The organism is Aureimonas sp. AU22, from assembly GCF_001463745.1.
Lineage (GTDB): Bacteria > Pseudomonadota > Alphaproteobacteria > Rhizobiales > Rhizobiaceae > Aureimonas.
This window is the reverse complement of the sequence record NZ_BBWJ01000003.1, coordinates 1-16,311: the sequence shown is the minus strand read 5'-3', so window position 1 is coordinate 16,311 and position 16,311 is coordinate 1. Positions and strand designations below refer to the sequence as shown.

The 16,311-nt window shown below is 68.0% G+C and carries 16 protein-coding genes and 1 other annotated feature; of the genes, 9 read left to right on the top strand and 7 right to left on the bottom strand.

What is annotated here, in order from left to right; genetic code table 11:
- Positions 1–14: 14 nt before the first annotated feature.
- From AUL34_RS00290 to AUL34_RS00280, 3 genes are read left to right on the top strand one after another with little or no spacing between them, the layout of a single operon-like run.
- Entirely contained in the window at positions 15–947 is a 933-nt protein-coding gene (locus AUL34_RS00290) for a sulfite exporter TauE/SafE family protein (RefSeq protein ID WP_061929456.1), read from the top strand.
- Positions 944–1,747, top strand: a complete 804-nt coding sequence (locus AUL34_RS00285; RefSeq protein ID WP_082653042.1) for a TIGR02186 family protein — start codon at positions 944–946, stop codon at positions 1,745–1,747. Before AUL34_RS00290 ends, AUL34_RS00285 begins: the two co-directional genes overlap by 4 nt.
- Positions 1,748–1,753: 6 nt before the next feature.
- A complete protein-coding gene (locus AUL34_RS00280; protein ID WP_082653041.1) occupies positions 1,754–2,248 on the top strand; it encodes a DUF3429 domain-containing protein in 495 nt (164 codons plus the stop codon).
- Between the two features lie 4 nt (positions 2,249–2,252).
- Here AUL34_RS00280 and pdeM read toward each other — a convergent pair whose 3' ends face one another.
- A complete protein-coding gene (gene pdeM / locus AUL34_RS00275) occupies positions 2,253–2,990 on the bottom strand; it encodes a ligase-associated DNA damage response endonuclease PdeM (protein ID WP_244492397.1) in 738 nt (245 codons plus the stop codon).
- A gap of 102 nt (positions 2,991–3,092) precedes the next feature.
- Positions 3,093–3,145 (top strand) — a sequence feature (sul1 is cis-regulatory element that is thought to sense ions involved in sulfur or methionine metabolism; They are found in Alphaproteobacteria).
- A 238-nt stretch (positions 3,146–3,383) separates the two neighbouring features.
- On the opposite strand from pdeM, the gene AUL34_RS00270 reads away from it, so the two are divergent.
- The 3 genes from AUL34_RS00270 (at position 3,384) to AUL34_RS00260 (ending at position 7,511) form a co-directional block, all read left to right on the top strand.
- Entirely contained in the window at positions 3,384–4,868 is a 1,485-nt protein-coding gene (locus tag AUL34_RS00270; protein ID WP_061929450.1) for a SulP family inorganic anion transporter, read from the top strand.
- 225 nt (positions 4,869–5,093) lie between these two features.
- Positions 5,094–5,768, top strand: coding sequence for a hypothetical protein (locus AUL34_RS00265; protein WP_061929447.1), 675 nt, complete (start codon positions 5,094–5,096; stop codon positions 5,766–5,768).
- A gap of 201 nt (positions 5,769–5,969) precedes the next feature.
- Positions 5,970–7,511, top strand: coding sequence for a cryptochrome/photolyase family protein (locus AUL34_RS00260; RefSeq protein WP_061929444.1), 1,542 nt, complete (start codon positions 5,970–5,972; stop codon positions 7,509–7,511).
- Between the two features lie 102 nt (positions 7,512–7,613).
- Here AUL34_RS00260 and AUL34_RS00255 read toward each other — a convergent pair whose 3' ends face one another.
- Entirely contained in the window at positions 7,614–8,597 is a 984-nt protein-coding gene (locus tag AUL34_RS00255) for an aldehyde reductase (RefSeq protein WP_061929441.1), read from the bottom strand.
- Between the two features lie 71 nt (positions 8,598–8,668).
- On the opposite strand from AUL34_RS00255, the gene AUL34_RS00250 reads away from it, so the two are divergent.
- Entirely contained in the window at positions 8,669–9,055 is a 387-nt protein-coding gene (locus AUL34_RS00250; protein ID WP_061929439.1) for a helix-turn-helix domain-containing protein, read from the top strand.
- A 123-nt stretch (positions 9,056–9,178) separates the two neighbouring features.
- Here the strand turns inward: AUL34_RS00250 and AUL34_RS00245 are convergent, their stop codons facing one another.
- From AUL34_RS00245 to AUL34_RS00235, 3 genes are all read right to left on the bottom strand, one after another.
- Positions 9,179–11,740, bottom strand: a complete 2,562-nt coding sequence (locus tag AUL34_RS00245; protein ID WP_061929437.1) for a ligase-associated DNA damage response DEXH box helicase — start codon at positions 11,738–11,740, stop codon at positions 9,179–9,181.
- Between the two features lie 203 nt (positions 11,741–11,943).
- Positions 11,944–12,621, bottom strand: coding sequence for a YitT family protein (locus AUL34_RS00240; protein ID WP_061929435.1), 678 nt, complete (start codon positions 12,619–12,621; stop codon positions 11,944–11,946).
- Between the two features lie 89 nt (positions 12,622–12,710).
- The gene (locus tag AUL34_RS00235) at positions 12,711–13,625 is read right to left on the bottom strand and encodes a class I SAM-dependent methyltransferase (RefSeq protein ID WP_192845664.1); all 915 of its coding nucleotides are present in this window, start codon (positions 13,623–13,625) and stop codon (positions 12,711–12,713) included.
- Between the two features lie 97 nt (positions 13,626–13,722).
- Between AUL34_RS00235 and AUL34_RS00230 the strand changes: the two genes are divergently transcribed.
- A complete protein-coding gene (locus tag AUL34_RS00230; protein WP_061929431.1) occupies positions 13,723–14,754 on the top strand; it encodes a ligase-associated DNA damage response exonuclease in 1,032 nt (343 codons plus the stop codon).
- Between the two features lie 4 nt (positions 14,755–14,758).
- Here the strand turns inward: AUL34_RS00230 and AUL34_RS00225 are convergent, their stop codons facing one another.
- On the bottom strand, positions 14,759–15,118 hold the full coding sequence (locus AUL34_RS00225; protein WP_061929428.1) for a DUF1428 domain-containing protein: 360 nt from the start codon (positions 15,116–15,118) through the stop codon (positions 14,759–14,761).
- 30 nt (positions 15,119–15,148) lie between these two features.
- On the bottom strand, positions 15,149–15,577 hold the full coding sequence (locus AUL34_RS00220; protein ID WP_061929425.1) for a VOC family protein: 429 nt from the start codon (positions 15,575–15,577) through the stop codon (positions 15,149–15,151).
- A 106-nt stretch (positions 15,578–15,683) separates the two neighbouring features.
- Here AUL34_RS00220 and AUL34_RS00215 point away from each other — a divergent pair.
- On the top strand, positions 15,684–16,311 hold a 628-nt coding region (locus AUL34_RS00215), incomplete at its 3' end, for a helix-turn-helix domain-containing protein (protein WP_244492396.1).

The window sequence follows — 16,311 nt, the reverse complement described above, 5'->3', positions numbered from 1 at the left end:
CGGAACCCTGGCACGTGACTTTCTATCTCCCGATCGCAGAGATTACCGTCAACGTCTTCGTCATCGTGGGGATGGGCGCGGCGGTCGGATTCCTGTCCGGCATGTTCGGGGTCGGCGGCGGGTTCCTGATCACGCCGCTTCTGATCTTCTACAACATTCCGCCGGCCGTGGCCGTCGCCACCGGCGCGAACCAGGTGATCGCGGCCTCCTTCTCGGGTGCGCTCGCACACTACAAGCGCGGCACCGTGGACCTGAAGCTCGGGGCCATGCTGATCGCCGGCGGCGTCTGCGGATCCGTCGTCGGCGTCGGGCTCTACACGCTCCTGCGACGCCTCGGCCAGCTCGATCTCGCCGTCTCCATGCTCTACGTCGTGATGCTCGGCACGGTCGGCGTCCTGATGATGAACGAGAGCCTGCGCGCCATGCGCCGGGTGCGCAGCGGCGGCTCGGGCGACGTGGTCCGGCGGCGCGGCCATCAGGGCTGGATCCATCGCCTGCCGTTCAAGACGCGGTTCAAGCGGTCCAAGCTCTACGTCTCGCTGGTGCCGGTGCTCGGGCTCGGCTTCGTGATCGGCCTTCTCGGCTCGGTGATGGGCGTCGGCGGCGGCTTCATCATGGTGCCCGCCATGATCTACCTTCTGCGCGTGCCGACGAGCGTCGTGATCGGCACCTCGCTCGTCCAGATCATGGTGACCGCGGCCGCCACAACCGTGCTGCAGGCCGCCACCAACGAGACGGTCGACGTCGTGCTGGCCTTCCTCCTGATGATCGGCGGCGTCGTCGGCGCGCAGTTCGGCGCGGAGGCCGGTCGCAAGCTGCGGGGCGAGCAACTGCGCGCGCTGCTCGCTCTGCTCGTCCTCGCGGTGGCCGGACGGCTCTTCGTGGAACTCGTGCTGCCGCCCGCCGAACCCTATTCCATCACCCTTCCGAGCGGAGAAAGCGGGTGAGGGGGCTGCACGGGTTCCTCTGCGCCGCCGCGCTGGCGCTGTCGGCCGGCGGCGCGCACGCGCAGGTTCCGGCGCAACCGCCCCCGCTCCCCGAGACCTTCGAGATCGGCCTGTCCACGGAGATGATCTCGGTCGGCACCAATTTCGGCGGCTCGCGCCTCGTCGTGTTCGGGGCGCTCGACAATGCCGACCAGCGCCTTCTGCGCCAGGGACGCTACGACATCGTGGTGATCCTCGAAGGGCCGCGACGCGACATCGTCGTGCGCGAGAAGGAGCGCACCGTCGGGATTTGGATCAACCGCGCCGCCGAGCGCTTCAACGGCGTACCGAGTTCCTATGCGCTCGTCTCCACCCGTCCGTTGCGTGACATCGCGCCGGCGACGACGCTGCGCCAGCTCGACATCGGCGTCGAGAACCTCGAATTCGAGGCGCCGAGCATCCGCACCGTGCGCCCCGAACGCAAGGCGGAGTTCAGCCAGGCCGTGAAGCGCCTCGGCGAACGCGGAGGGCTGTTCACCCAGACGACGGGCAGCATCGATTTCGTCAGCGCCACCCTGTTCCGCGCCAATCTCCAGCTTCCGAGCGACCTGCCGGTGGGTCGCCACGTGGCGCGTGCCATCCTGTTTCGCGAGGGCGTCTTCGTTCGCGAACGATCCGAAGATTTGTGGGTGGTCAAGACAGGTATCGAGAGCCAGATATCCCGCTTCGCGGCGACGAGCGGCCTCTTCTACGGACTGCTGGCGGTTGCGGTCGCGGTGTTCACCGGCTGGTTCGGCCGGATTGTCTTCAAACGGGACTGATCGAAAATGCATGACGACGCTTCCGCCGCCCCGCCGCGCAGCCGGGCCGAGCAAATGGTACGCGCGGCCTGGGTCCTGGGCCTTGCCGGGCTCGTCCCCTTCGTCGTCGGCGCGTGGCTGATCGTCACCGGCTCGGAGATCATCCCATTGCCGGACCTGCCGTTCGTGGTCCTGTGCTACGGCGCGATCATCCTGTCGTTCCTCGGCGGCATCCGCTGGGGTGCCGCGTTGAACGAGCGGCACCGGCAGAGCCCGACGACGCTGGCGCAGTCGGTCGTGCCCGCGCTCGCCGCCTGGGTCTGTGCACTCCTGCCGTCGCCCTGGTCCTTCGTGGGTCTGGCCGTCGCCTTCGCGGTGCAGGGCGTCTGGGACATCGCCGCGATCCGGGCAGGGCGCATCGCCACGCCCTGGTTCGCACAGCTGCGCATGGTTCTGACCGTGGGCGCCGTCCTGTCACTTGCGGTGATCGCCTACGCTTCGGCCCAGCCCGTCGCGTATTGACGAGTCAGCCCCGGCTCAGCGCGCCGAAGGGGATGGGGTAGATCCGCGCCGCGCCGATCACGTAGGCGCGGGCGCTTTCCATCTGGAAGAGGCCGGCGAAGGCGGGGTGGAGAACGTTCAACCCACCCGTCGTCACGCCAAAGGACGGCATCACCATGCGCGATCCGTCGCTGGCGAAGCACGGCCCGCGCACGCTGCGTCCGTTGCCGCTGACCCGCGCGGACGGGTGAAGGTGGCCGGCCACCTCGCCGGGCCGCGCGCCGGCGGTCGGCTCGTGGCGGAAGTGCCAGTGTCCGATCGACACTTCGGCCGCGCAGATGCCGCCGAGGCCCTCCGGCGGATCGGGATCGTGGTTGCCCTCGATCCAGATCCAGTCCCTCCCGGCCATCGCCGCGCGCATTCGATCGCGCGCGGCGCCCGGCATCAGGCCGGCGCCGTAGCGGTCGTGGAAGCTGTCACCCAGCGCCACGACGACATGGGGCTGGTAGCGGTCGAGCGCGGCCTCCAGGAGCAGAAGCGTCGCGTCGGTGTCGTAGGGCGGCAGGAACATGCCGCGCCGGGCGAAGGCCGCGCCTTTTTCGAGATGCAGGTCCGAGACCACCAGCAGGCGCTCGTCGGGCGCAAACAGTACGCCCGAGGGATCGCAGACCACGGCCCCGCCGTTCAGCGCCGTCTCCAGCCCCGGCGCCTCGCCCTGGCGCATCCTCCGGTGGATCATATTCATGCGGTCTGCGTCGTCCATGTTCGTGATGCGTTCTTCGAATCCAAAATGGCGGCGAAGGCAAGGCGGTGCGACGATCGGTACTTGATTCCCGCGGCAAGCCAAGACAAGAAGGAAACGCACAATGGACCCGGCGCGCCGGGTGGCTATGCCGGGCGCCTATCCCTCGGCCAATCCAGACGACGCTGAGAGCCTGTTTCGAAAGTCCCCGGCTCGGCTCGGCGGTGCTTTCCGCCCATCGCTTCGTTGCCGATATCAGCCGATGCCGCCGGCATCGACTGCGTTCGGCGCCGCGCGCTGAGACGAAAATCCCGCGCCGATCCTCCGCCGGGTCATACCGATACAAGCTCTTGGTCCCGCGACCGCGCCCGATGAAGGGCCGTCGACGTCGTCCAGATCCTCGTTGTTTCCTCCATGTTCTCGACCGAAAACCTTCGAGCCGAATGGCTCGGCAATGCCCGGGGCGACCTGCTCTCCGGCCTCGTGGTGGCGCTTGCGCTGATTCCGGAGGCCATCGCCTTCTCCATCATCGCGGGCGTCGACCCGCAGGTGGGCCTCTACGCCTCCTTCTCGATCGCCGTCCTCACCGCCATCTTCGGCGGGCGACCGGGCATGATCTCGGCCGCCACGGCGGCCACCGCCGTCCTCATGGTCACGCTGGTGCGCGACCACGGCCTTCCGTACCTCTTCGCCGCGACCGTGCTCGCCGGGCTCGTGCAGATGGCGGCGGGTGCCTTGCGCCTCGGCGACCTCATGCGCTTCGTCTCGCGCTCGGTGATGACGGGCTTCGTCAACGCGCTGGCGATTCTGATCTTTCTCGCCCAGATGCCCGAACTGATCGGCGTGCCTGCCATGACCTACGTCCTGGTCGCCGCCGCGCTCGCCATCATCTACCTGTTCCCACGGCTCACCAAGGCGGTGCCGTCGCCGCTGGTCGCGATCGTCGCGATCACGGCCGCCGCGCTCCTCTTCGGGATCGATGTCCGCACGGTGGGCGACATGGGGCAGCTGCCGTCGAGCTTGCCCGTCTTCTTCCTGCCGGACGTGCCGTTCAACCTCGAGACGCTGCGCATCATCCTGCCCTACTCGGTGGGCATCGCGCTGGTCGGCCTCCTGGAATCGCTGATGACGGCGCAGGTCGTGGACGACCTGACCGACACGGGCTCGGACAAGAACCGCGAATGCTTCGGCCAGGGCATCGCCAACTTCGCCACCGGCTTCTTCGGGGGCATGGCGGGCTGCGCGATGATCGGCCAGTCCGGCATCAACATTCGCTCGGGCGGGCGCGGGCGGCTGTCCTGCTTCTTCGCAGGCGTCGCGCTCCTGTTCCTCATCGTGGTTCTGGGCGACTGGGTCGCCGTGATCCCGATGCCGGCGCTCGTCGCCATCATGATCATGGTCTCGGTCGGCACGTTCGATTGGGGCTCCTTGAAGAGCCTCGTCACCCATCCGCGCCGCTCCTCCGTCGTCATGCTGACGGTGGTGGTGATCGTGGTTTGGACCCACAACCTCGCGCTCGGCGTCTTTGCGGGGGTTCTCCTGTCGGGCCTCTTCTTCGCCTCCAAGATCGCCCAGATCTTCGCCGTCACGAGCGTGGCGTCCGACGACGGGCAGGCGCGGACCTACGTGGTCGAGGGCCAGGTGTTCTTCGCCTCGGCCGGCCGGTTCCTGGAAAGCTTCGACTTCCGCGAACCGCTGGAACGCGTCACCATCGACGTGTCCCGTGCCCATATCTGGGACCTTACGGGCGTCGGCGCGCTGGACAAGGCGGTGCTGAAGTTCCGCAAGGCGGGCGCGGCCGTCGAGGTCGTCGGGCTGAACGCCGCCTCGCAGACCATCGTCGACAAGCTGACGGTGCAGAACCGGGCGGACGCTCTGGAGATGCCGGCGGGGCACTGAGAGCGGCGCCGGCGCGAAGCGTGGCTTCGTGCCGGCCACCATAAGCGAACAGTGCCGGTCCCGACCGGGACCGCGTTTTTCTGCGCGCGATGCCTTTGAAAGCCCTCGCGGGCTTGTGGCCGACGCGTTACGTGAGAACCCGTCAGATGCCACACCGAGCCCGCTCATGACCGCCTTTCCACCCCGAGCCGAATGCCAAGGCGCTCTCCCCGAAGGGGCTGCCCGTTGATTCCCTGGGTCCCGCTCGGCACCGCGTCGATCCCCGGCGGCGGCGAACTGCGCCTGATGCGGCGCGGCTCGGAATATTCCATCATGATCGGTGGGAACGAGCTGATGAACAGCCGCCTCAGCGGCTCGGAGGAGGCCTTGGCGACGCTGGCGGCCGAGCGGATCGGCGCCCGCCCGTCGGCGCGGATCCTGATCGGGGGCCTCGGCATGGGCTTCACGCTTCGCGCCGCGCTGGCGAGCTTCGCGGCGGATGCCGGTGTCACCGTCGCCGAACTCGTACCCGGCGTCGTGGAATGGGCCCGGGGGCCGATGGCCGAGGTCTTCGGGAATACGCTGTCGGATCCGCGGGTCGGCATCGCCGTGGAGGATGTCGCCGAGACGATCGGCCGGGCGCGCGGTGTCTACGACGCCATTCTTCTCGATGTCGACAACGGGCCGGACGGCCTGACGCGAAGCGGCAACGACGGGCTCTATGGGTGGACCGGTCTCGCCGCTTCCCTTGAGGCGCTGACCCCGGGCGGGGTGCTCGGCATCTGGTCGCAAGGGGCGGACGCGGCCTTCACCGCACGCCTCCGCCGCGCCGGGTTCGAGGTGGAGGAACTGCGCGTCAAGGCCGGTCGCGGGCGCGGGACGAAGCACGTTCTCTGGTTCGGCACGAAGACAGGCCGGTGAGCGTCGCGACATTCTGTGACAATGGCCCGGCCGGACAGGGGAAGCCCGGCGGCCCGCTTGCCGCATAAGCCCCGATATCGCCCGCACATGAGCTCTCTTCTCGCCCTGCGTCCTTCCCGCGCGCGCCCTTGAAGCCCCGACCGGCGCCGTCATTTAGCGACTCCCTTATCCGCCGACCGATGCGTTCCAGGAGCCGCCGCGATGAAGCCCACCCTGCGTTTCGTCCTCGGCGACCAGCTGACGCGCGGGGTGTCCAGCCTCGCCGACATCGAGCCCGGCGACGTGGTGCTGATGGCGGAAGTCGACGAGGAGGCGACCTACGTGCGCCACCACCAGCGCAAGATCGCCTTCCTGTTTGCGGCCATGCGCCATTTCGCGGCCGAGCTCGAGGCCGAGGGCATCCGGGTCGACTACATCCGCCTCGACGGCAAGCAGCGCGCCGCGAGCTTCGGGCAGGCGCTCGGCGAGGCGCTCAAGCGCCACAAGGTGGCCCGCGTCGTGGTGACCGAGCCGGGCGAGTGGCGCGTCCTGGAGATGATGCGCGGCTGGGAGGCGGAGTTCGGCGTGCCCGTTGAGCTGCGCCCCGACGACCGGTTCCTGTGCGGCTGGGAGGAATTTTCGGAGCTTGCCGGCGACGGTCCGACGCTGCTGATGGAAACCTTCTACCGTCGCATGCGCGAGCGCACCGGCTTCCTGATGACGAAGGACGGCAAGCCCGAAGGCGGGCGCTGGAACTACGACGCCGAGAACCGGAAAGCCCTGCCCAAGCGCATCGAGGTTCCCCCGCGGCCGGTCTTCGATCCCGACGAGACGACGCAAGGCGTACTCGATCTCGTCGCCCGCCGCTTCGGCAACCATTTCGGCTCTCTGGAGGACTTCGACTACCCCGTCACGCGCCACGATGCCGCGCGCTACCTCCGGTGGTTCGTGACGACGGCGCTGCCGGACTTCGGCGCCTACGAGGACGCGATGCGCCAGGGCGAGCCGCTGCTCTTCCACTCGCATCTTTCCGCGCTGATCAATTGCGGGCTCCTCACGCTGCGCGAGTGCTGCGAGGCGGTGGAAGCCGCCTATCGCAACGGGAAGGCGCCGCTCAACGCGGCCGAGGGCTTCATCCGCCAGATCATCGGCTGGCGCGAGTTCATCCGCGGGGTCTACTGGCGCGAGATGCCCGGCTACGGGGAGCGCAACGAACTCGGCGCGAGCCGCCCGCTGCCCGACTTCTTCTGGACCGGCGAGACCGAGATGAACTGTCTCGCCCAGGCGATCGGTGAGACGGCACGCAACGCCTTCGCCCACCACATCCAGCGGCTGATGGTGATCGGCAACTTCTGCCTGCTCGCGGGTCTAGACCCGAAGGAGGTGCAGGACTGGTATCTCGTGGTCTATCACGACGCCTACGAATGGGTGGAGATGCCCAATGTCGTTGGCATGATCCTCTATGCCGACGGCGGCGTGTTCGCGACCAAGCCCTATGCCGCATCCGGCAACTACATCAACAAGATGTCGAACTACTGCGGCCACTGCCGCTACGACGTGAAGCAGAAGACGGGCGAGGACGCCTGTCCCTTCAACTACCTCTATTGGGACTTCATGGCGCGCCACGCCGAGCGCTTCGACGGCAACCACCGCATGGACCGGACGCTCGCAACGCTCGGACGAATGGACGAGGACAAGGTCGCCACGATGCGAAAGGACGCCGAGCGTTTCCTGGACGGAATGGTGCCGGCGGGAGATTACTGAACCATCGGAATGTGTCGAACCGGTAGTCCAGTGAAAGAGCGATTGGATATCGACCCTTGTCCGCCACCGGGGACGTTTTCACCGGCTACCAAAAGCGGTCGTTCATATGACGAGGCCAAGTCGGACGAGGCTTTGGGCACTGGCGAGGATCGCTTCGCTGGCCGGGCGCGGCGACCAGTCGAGAAGTCGACGCGCTTTTGCGCTGCTGGAGTTCCGAGGCTGGGTGCCCTCCTGCGCGCTCGACGACGCGTCCAGAAGCGACGTCGAGATGCGGTCGGTTTGGTCGCCAAAGTGCTCCGAGAGGAGACGCGCCACGTCTCGAAGCGAGAGCGCCGGACCCGCAACTGCGATGAACCGCTCGCCCACGGCCTGAGGGCTTAACATCGCCCGCAGGTGGAGATCCGCGACGTCTCGCACGTCCACGACACCGAAGGCCATGTCGGGCGGACCGGGAACCTGTCCTTCGAGGATCGCCTTCACCATTGCGATCGAGGCCGAGTAATCGGCGCCGAGCGCAGGTCCAAAGATCCCGGTCGGATTGACGACGCTAAGGGCCAGACCGTTTCCCTCCCTCGCGACGAAATCCCAGGCCGCTCGCTCGGCGACGACCTTGGAACGGATGTAGGGAGCGTTCGGCGCGTCCTCCTCGGTCCAGTCCCCTTCATCGAAGTCCCGCCCCGGATGCTGCCGGCCGTAACCGACCGCGGCGAAGGAGGAGGTCAGCACGACACGCCCGACCCCGGCATCGCGTACCGCGCGAAGGACTCGCAGGGTGCCGTCCCGCGCGGGGATGATGACATCGTCCGCGTTGTCGGGCTGCGTCGCGGGAAACGGCGAGGCAACGTGCAGGACGGCGTCGCATCCCGACACCGCTTCCATCCAGCCGTTGTCGGACAGAAGATCGGCCGCCACGAAGGACAGAGGCGCGTCTTTCGCGGCACCGTTGGCTTCAAGGGTAGACCTTGCTTGTCTTTCCCGGCCCAGGTCTCGCACCGTGGTGCGCACCTTGTGGCCGTCGCGCAGGAGTTGCAGGATGCAGTGGCTACCGAGGAACCCGGTGCCGCCGGTGACGAGAACTGTACTCATGGGATCTCCTTCGAGGCGAAGAAATCCGCTAAGATGACGAAGATCAACCAGGATGGATTCTCGGACCTAGGATGGAAAACCAGACCATCGTCAGTCCCCGCAAATACGGCACCGACTGCGACGACTGCACGGGACCCGAGCCGATCGACGTCATGCGGTTCCAGCGCGCCATCCAGGCGATCACGGGCAAGTGGAAGATCGAGATCGTGTGCAGCCTCGTGGCAGGCCCGAGGCGGTTCGGCGAGCTGCGTCGTCTGTTGCCGGGCATCACCCAGCACATGCTGACGGAGCAGCTCCGAGACCTTGCGGCCAACGGCATCGTCATCCGCACAGCGTTTGCCGAGATCCCACCCCGCGTCGAGTATGAACTCTCGCAGGCCGGGATCGACCTCATGCCGACATTCGAGACCTTGCGGGAATGGTCGTTGAAATACGAAGGGCAACTCTTGCCGCGGTAGAAAGGCGGCTCACCCGGCCGCGAACGGCTTGGCCTCATCTGCCGATGTCCCGCTTGCAGGCCGCTTCCGTCATCATTCGCTACAAAGCGGACAGGACGCTTTCCGCCCAACTTCGCCATCCCATCATCGTAAATAGTTCGACCGGAAGTCCGTCATCTCGCCCAGCGCCTTGATGATCAGTTCCTCCTCCATCGCCTCGGCGAGGAGGTCGTCGCGCGCTTCACCCTCGATGCGCTCGCGGCCGGCCTCCAGCATGATGGGCACGGCGAGGGGCGAGATCTCGTCGAGGTTCTTGTGCAGGATGTGGCGCTTGATGCGGGCGAGGAGGTCGGAGACGCGCTTCACGTCGAGGAGGCCCGTCGCCGCGTCGGCCCAGGTGGCGCGCAGGAGGATGTGGTCGGGCTCGTGCGCACGCAGGACGTCGTAGACGAGGTCGGAGGAGACCGTCATCTGCCGCCCCGTCTTCTCGCGCCCCGGCTGGCGCTTCATCACGAGGCCGGCGATCACGGCGCACTGGCGGAAGGTGCGCTTGAGGAGCCATGAATCGGCCATCCAGGCTTCGAGGTCGTCGCCCAGCATGTCCTCGTCGAAGAGCTCCTCGAGCGAAAGCTTGCCGGACGAGATCATCTCGCCGAGGTCGGCACGGCCCCAGATCGAGAGCGCGTAGTCAGTCGCGACGAAGCCGAGGGGTTTGGCGCGTGCGCGCTCCAGCCGGCGCGTGAGCAGCATGCCTAGCGTCTGGTGGGCGAGGCGGCCCTCGAACGGATAGGCCACCATGAAGAAGCGGTTGCCGTTCGGAAAGGTCTCGATCAGAAGGTCGTTCGGGCCGGGAATGGCGCTCTTAGCGCGTTGGATCGCCAGCCACTCGCCGACCTGGGAGGGCAGGGCGCCCCATTGCGTGGGGTCGGCCAGCATCTCGCGCACCTTGGCGGCGAGGAAGGTGGTGAGCGGGAACTTCTGGCCGCCGTAATAGGGGACCTTGGCCTCGTCGTCCCGCGTCTTGGTGACGAGGCATTCCATTTCGTGGATGCCCTCGAACTTCAGCACCTGGCCGGAGAACAGGAACGTGTCGCCGACGGCGAGCGTCTCGAGGAAGTTCTCCTCGATCTTGCCGAGCACCGGCCCGCCGCGCGCCATGCCGCTCTTGGTCTTGGCGCGGATGAGGCGCACGAGGAGGCTTTCCGACTCGATGATCGTGCCGGCGTTCATCCGGTAGCCCTGGACCACGGACGGATGCGTCACCCGCCACGTGCCGTCCTCGGTCAGGCGGATCTTGGCGTAGCGGTCGTAGACCTTGAGCGAGTAGCCGCCGGTCGCGACGAAATCCACCACGCGGTCGAACGTGTCGCGGTCGAGATCGCGATAGGGCGAAGCCGTCGTCACCTCGGCGTAAAGGTCTTCGGATCGGAACGGCGCGGCGCAGGCCATGCCGAGGACGTGCTGGGCGAGGACGTCGAGGCAGCCCTCGCGCATCGGCGGCGAGTCCTGTGCGCCGAGATAGTTGGCGTCGAGCGCCGCCTGGCACTCCATCACCTCGAACCGGTTGGCCGGCACGAGGATGGCGCGGGACGGCTCGTCCATCCGGTGGTTGGCGCGCCCGATGCGCTGGGCGAGGCGCGAGGCGCCCTTCGGCGCGCCGACATGCACCACGAGATCGACATCGCCCCAGTCGATGCCGAGATCGAGGGTGGAGGTCGCGACCACGGCGCGCAACTCGTTCGCCGCCATCGCCGCTTCCACGCGCCGACGCTGCGCGACGTCGAGCGAGCCGTGATGGAGCGCGATCGGGAGCGTTTCCTCGTTGATGCGCCAGAGCTCCTGGAACAGCAGCTCGGCCTGCGAGCGCGTGTTGACGAAAAGGAGGGTCGTCTTGTGCGCCTTGATCGCCTCGTAGATCTCGGGCATCGCGTAGCGCGCCATGTGGCCCTGCCAGGGCACGCGCTCGCGCGATTTCAGGATGGTGATCTCGGGCTTGGCGCCGCCGTCCACCACGATGAGATCGGACGCCGGATAGGAGTCCGGCTCCTGCGCCACCAGCCATTCGCGCAGCTCGTCCGGGTCGGTCACCGTGGCCGACAGGCCGATCGTCTGGATCGCCGGACGCAAGCGCCGCAGGCGGGCAAGGCCGAGCGCCAGGAGGTGGCCGCGCTTGGAGGCGACGAGCGAATGCAGCTCGTCGAAGATGACGTAGCGGAGGTCGGAGAAGAAGCTGTCAGCATCCGGCGACGAGATCAGGAGCGCCAGCTGCTCGGGCGTCGTCAGCAGGATGTCCGGGGGCTTCAGCTTCTGGCGCTGGCGTTTGGACTGCGAGGTGTCGCCGGTGCGCGCTTCCAGCGTGATGGGAAGGCCGATCTCCTCGACGGGCTTCTCCAGATTGCGCCGGATGTCGGTGGCGAGCGCCTTCAGGGGCGAAATGTAGAGCGTGTGGATGCCGGGCGGCCGCGTGCCGGGCTTGCGCTTCTTGCGCCGCGAGAGATCCACCAGCGATGGCAGGAACCCCGCCAGCGTCTTGCCGGCGCCGGTCGGCGCGATCAGCAGGACCGAAGCGCCGTTCTCCGCGCGCTGGAGGAGGTCGAGCTGGTGCGGACGCGGCGACCAGCCCTTCTCCGCGAACCAGCGCAGGAAGGGCTCGGGCAGGTCGAAGCCGGGCAATGCGGCGGGCGGGGCGAAGAGCGGCGCTGTCACCCCGGGGAGGTAAGGCCGCGGAGCCCTTTCGCCAAGGCTGAGGAGCGGGTTTGCTCATTCAGCGGGAGCGGATCGCCGAGGAATTTTTCGCGGTTCGGGAGGAGACGAACGCAGTCGATGCCGGGGGCATCGGCGAGTATCGCCGACGTGCCGACCGTGAAAAAGGACCGGTGAGATGCCCAGCCGAATGGGCAAACCCGCTCCTAAACGGCGAGATAGCGGTCGGTGCGGTGGTTGATCGCAAGGAAGAGGTTCAGCACCAGCGCGCCCAGTACGGAGTAGGTCACGGCCGTCGGCGACACCGCGGCAAACGCCGTCACCAGCACCAGGAGGTCGACGCCGAGCTGCGTCAGGCCTGCGCGCCAGCCGAAGCGGTCCTGCAGGTAGACGGCGAGGATGCCGACGCCCCCCGCCGAGGCGCGGTGGCGGAAGAGGGCAAGCAGGCCGAAGCCGAGCATCAAACCGCCGAGGCAGGCGCCGAGCAGCGGGTCGACATAGGAGAAGCGCAGGACCTCGCCGCTGAAGGCCGTCATCAGCGACAGGAGCGCCACGGCGAACGCCGTCTTGATCGTGAACGCGCGGCCCATGCGCCCGATCGCCAGCGCATAGAAGGGCAGGTTGGCGACGAAGAAGACGAGGCCGAAGTTCCAGCCGGTGAGGTAGTGAACCACGAACGCGAGGCCCGCCATGCCGCCGGTGAGGAAGCCGAGCGAGCCGAGGATGGCGATGCCGGTGGCCGTCAGGGTGACGCCGGCGATCACGCCGAGCGCGTCCTCCCAGGGGCTGTGGCGCGTCGCCGTCGCGGCCCAGGAGCCGAAGCGGTGGGCGCGGCGCGTGGTCTCGCGCTCGCGGCGGTCTTCGGTGAGTTCGGTGGCGCTCAAACCCGCACTCCGCTGGCCTCGAAGCCGGGAGAGTATCCATCCGCCGTGCGTCGACCAGCGCCGCTTTCGCATGGGAGCCATGTCGTCGCTCACGTCAGCCGTGCGATGGTCAGCGTGCCGGCGATCGCCTCGCCGCGGTCGCGGCGCAGCGTTCCGGCCGTTTGCGACACGATCGCATACCCGGCCCCTGCGAGGGCTGCGTCGAGGTAGGTCGGCGCGTGGGCATAGCGGAGCGACGGCCGAAGCACGAAGCCGTCCGTGCCGCTTGCCAGCTCGGTGGAGAAGGCGAGCCAGCTGCCCGGCCCCTGGAGGGACGCCGCATGGGCGAAGACGGGCCTCAAGTCGCCGAGATAGGTGAGGACGTCGGCGGCCGTCACCAGATCGTAGGCCCCGGCGGGAAGGCGTGGGGCCGCGAGGATGTCCCCCTCGTGCAGTGTATCGTAGAGGCGCTTGCGGCGCGCCTTGTCGAGCATGCCGGCCGACAGGTCGATGCCGTCCAGCCGGTGGCAGATCGGCTTCAAGCGCTCGCCCATCAGCCCTGTGCCGCAGCCGAGATCGAGAGCGGCGGCAAAACGCGCCTCGGGCGCAGCCTCCTGCAGCAGCGCCATGAGGAGATCCGGCACGCGGTAGTCCAGACGGCGCACCAGCGCGTCCTCGAAGCCGTCGGCATACTGGTCGAACAGGCCGGCGACGAACGACGGCGAGGGCGCATCGGGCACCGGCTCGGCGCCGAGGCGCGCTAGCTTCAGCCGCGCGCCGTAGGGGTCCGCCTCGTCCTGGCGAAGAGCCTGTCGGAATACCGCGCCGGCGGCGTCCGCCTCGCCGGCATCGGCCAGGAACTCGCCCCAGCGCACCCGCCCCAGCAACCAGTCCGGCGCGCGCTCCATGGCCTGCGCCATAAGGTCGGCGGCGGCGGCATGGTCGCCCGCCCTGGCATAGGCCTCCGCATATTCCGCGCGGCGGTCGGCGAGGTCGTCGCCGGATCGGTGAAGGCTTGGGCGCAAGGGCGGCGTTCCATGGAGGGGCTCGCGCATATGCGGGGGCGGGGCCCTTTGGCGCAAGGGCTTTCGCGAGCGTTCGAGGGCGCTATCTCGAGACGTCATGGCGCGCTTCGAAGACCTTCTCCGCCCGACCCCCAAAGGGCTCTACTGCCCGCCCGGCGATTTCTACATCGACCCGGTGCGGCCGGTGAGCCAGGCGCTCGTCACCCATGGCCACGCCGACCACGCGCGGCCGGGCAACGAAAAGGTCCTGGCCACCCGCCGCACGCTCGCCATCATGGCGCTGCGCTACGGCGAGGATTTCGCGGCGAGCCGCCAGGTGGCCGACTGGGGCAAGCCGATCGCCATCAACGGCGTGACGGTGTCGTTCCATCCGGCGGGGCACGTGCTGGGCTCCGCGCAAATCCTCGTCGAATGGGGCGGCATGCGGATCGTGGCCTCGGGCGACTACAAGCGGCGCGAGGACCCGACCGCCGAGCCCTTCGAGCCGGTGCCCTGCGACGTCTTCATCACGGAGGCGACATTCGCGCTTCCCGTCTTCCGGCATCCCGATTCGCGGGGCGAAGTGCGCAAGCTGATCGCCTCGACAAAGCAGTTTCCCGAGCGCGCCCATCTCGTTGGCGCCTATGCGCTCGGCAAGGCGCAGCGCGTCATCCGCATGCTGCGGGAGGAAGGCTACGGCGAGCCGATCTACATCCACGGCGCGCTGAAGCGGCTCTGCGAGTTCTATCAGGATGAGGGCATCGATCTCGGCGAGCTGCGCCCGGCCACGATCGCGCGCGGCAAGGACGCCGAAGGGGCCGCCAAGGCGGAGTTCGCCGGGGCCGTCATCGTCGGTCCGCCTTCCGCCTTCGCCGACAAGTGGGCCCGGCGCTTTCCCGATCCGGTCTCGTGCTTCGCGTCCGGCTGGATGCGGGTGCGCGGACGGGCGCGCCAGCGCGGCGTCGAACTGCCGCTGATCCTGTCGGACCATTGCGACTGGGACGAGCTCGTCGAGACCATCGCCGAGATCGCGCCGCAGGAGGTCTGGGTGACGCACGGGCGCGAGGAAGCGCTCGTGCGCTGGTGCGCGCTGAAGGGCGTGCGCGCCCGACCGCTGCACCTCGTCGGCTACGAGGACGAGGGAGACTGAGCCGTCAGCCCGCGTCCTTCAGGATCATGTCGAACCCGCCGAAGACCATGCGCTGGCCGGAGAACGGCATCGTCGCCTCGTCCATATCCATGCGCGGGTCCTTGAAGACCTTCTCCACGGCCTCGTCGCGCACCGATTTGGATGGATAGATGATCCAGGAGAAGACCACGGTCTCGCCCGCTTCCGCCTTCACGGCACGGCGGAAGTCCGTCACCTTTCCGTCCGGAATGTCGGCACCCCAGCATTCGACGACCTCCAGCGCGCCGTACTCGCGAAACAGCGGCGCGGCGCGGGCGGCGAGCTCCAGATAGGCTTGGCGGTTGGCTTCCGGAACCGGAACCAGGAATCCCTCGACATAGGCCATGATGGTCTCCTCTCGTCGGATGGCGCGGCGTCAGGCTGAGGCCATCTCGGGTTTCGCGGGCATGGCGGCGACGTCCATCCACATAACCTGCCAGAGATGGCCGTCGGGATCCTCGTAGGAGCGGCCGTACATGAAGCCGTAGTCGTCCGCCGGGGTCGGATCCGCCTTGCCTCCGGCCGCGTCCACCTTGCCGACCAGCGCGTCCACCGCCTCGCGGCTGTCCGCCGACAGGCAGAACAGCGCCTGCACCGCGCTTCGGACATCGGCGATCGGGCGGGGCGAGAACTGCATGAACTTCGCGTGCGTCAGGAGCATGACGTGGATCGTCTCGGACACGACGATGCAGGCGGCCGTGTCGTCGGAGAACTGCGGGTTCTTCCGGCCCCCGATCGCTTCGTAGAAGGCGACGGCGCGGTCGAGGTCGCTCACCGGAAGGTTGACGAAGATCAGGGTGGACATGGCTCGGCTCCGTGGCTGACCGCATCCCCTCGATGCGGTTTCGATTGACCCAGCCTGACCTAGTGAGTTATTAATTGCAACCATGAAGTCAGAAAAAATAACTAGAATGCCCTCCGCGTCCGTCGCCGACCGCCGCTGGCCCTACCGCGACGCCTGCGCGGCCGCTCATGCACTCGAACTCCTCGGCGAGCGATGGACCCTTCTTGTGATGCGCGAGCTGATGCCGGGTCCCCGCCGGTTCAGCGACTTGCGGGCCGGCCTGCCGGGCATCAGCGCCAATGTCCTGACACAGCGCCTCGAATGGCTGGAGGAGACGGGCGTTCTCGTCCGCCGGGAACTGCCGCCCCCCTCCGCCGCTCGGGTCTACGAGTTGACGGAATGGGGATACGAGGCCGAGCCGATCTTCCGCGTCGTCGGGCGGTGGGGCGCGCGCTCGCCGTTCCACGATCCGGGCGCCAGCTTTTCGGCGGCCTCGCTCATGCTGTCGCTGCGGACCATGTTCGACGGAGCGCGCGCGAAAGGATATGCGGCACGCGTCGGCTTCCGGCTCGGCCGCGACACGGTTCTTGCGGTCGTCGACGGGGGTGGCATCACGGTCGATGCCGGATCGGTTGAGGGAGCGGACGTCGTGCTCGCGGGCGAGCCGCGAGCCGTCGCAGCCGCGATCTACGGCGGGCAGGATCTCGAGGCGCTGATCGATGCCGGCATGCTGGCGGTGGAGGGCGACCGCGAGG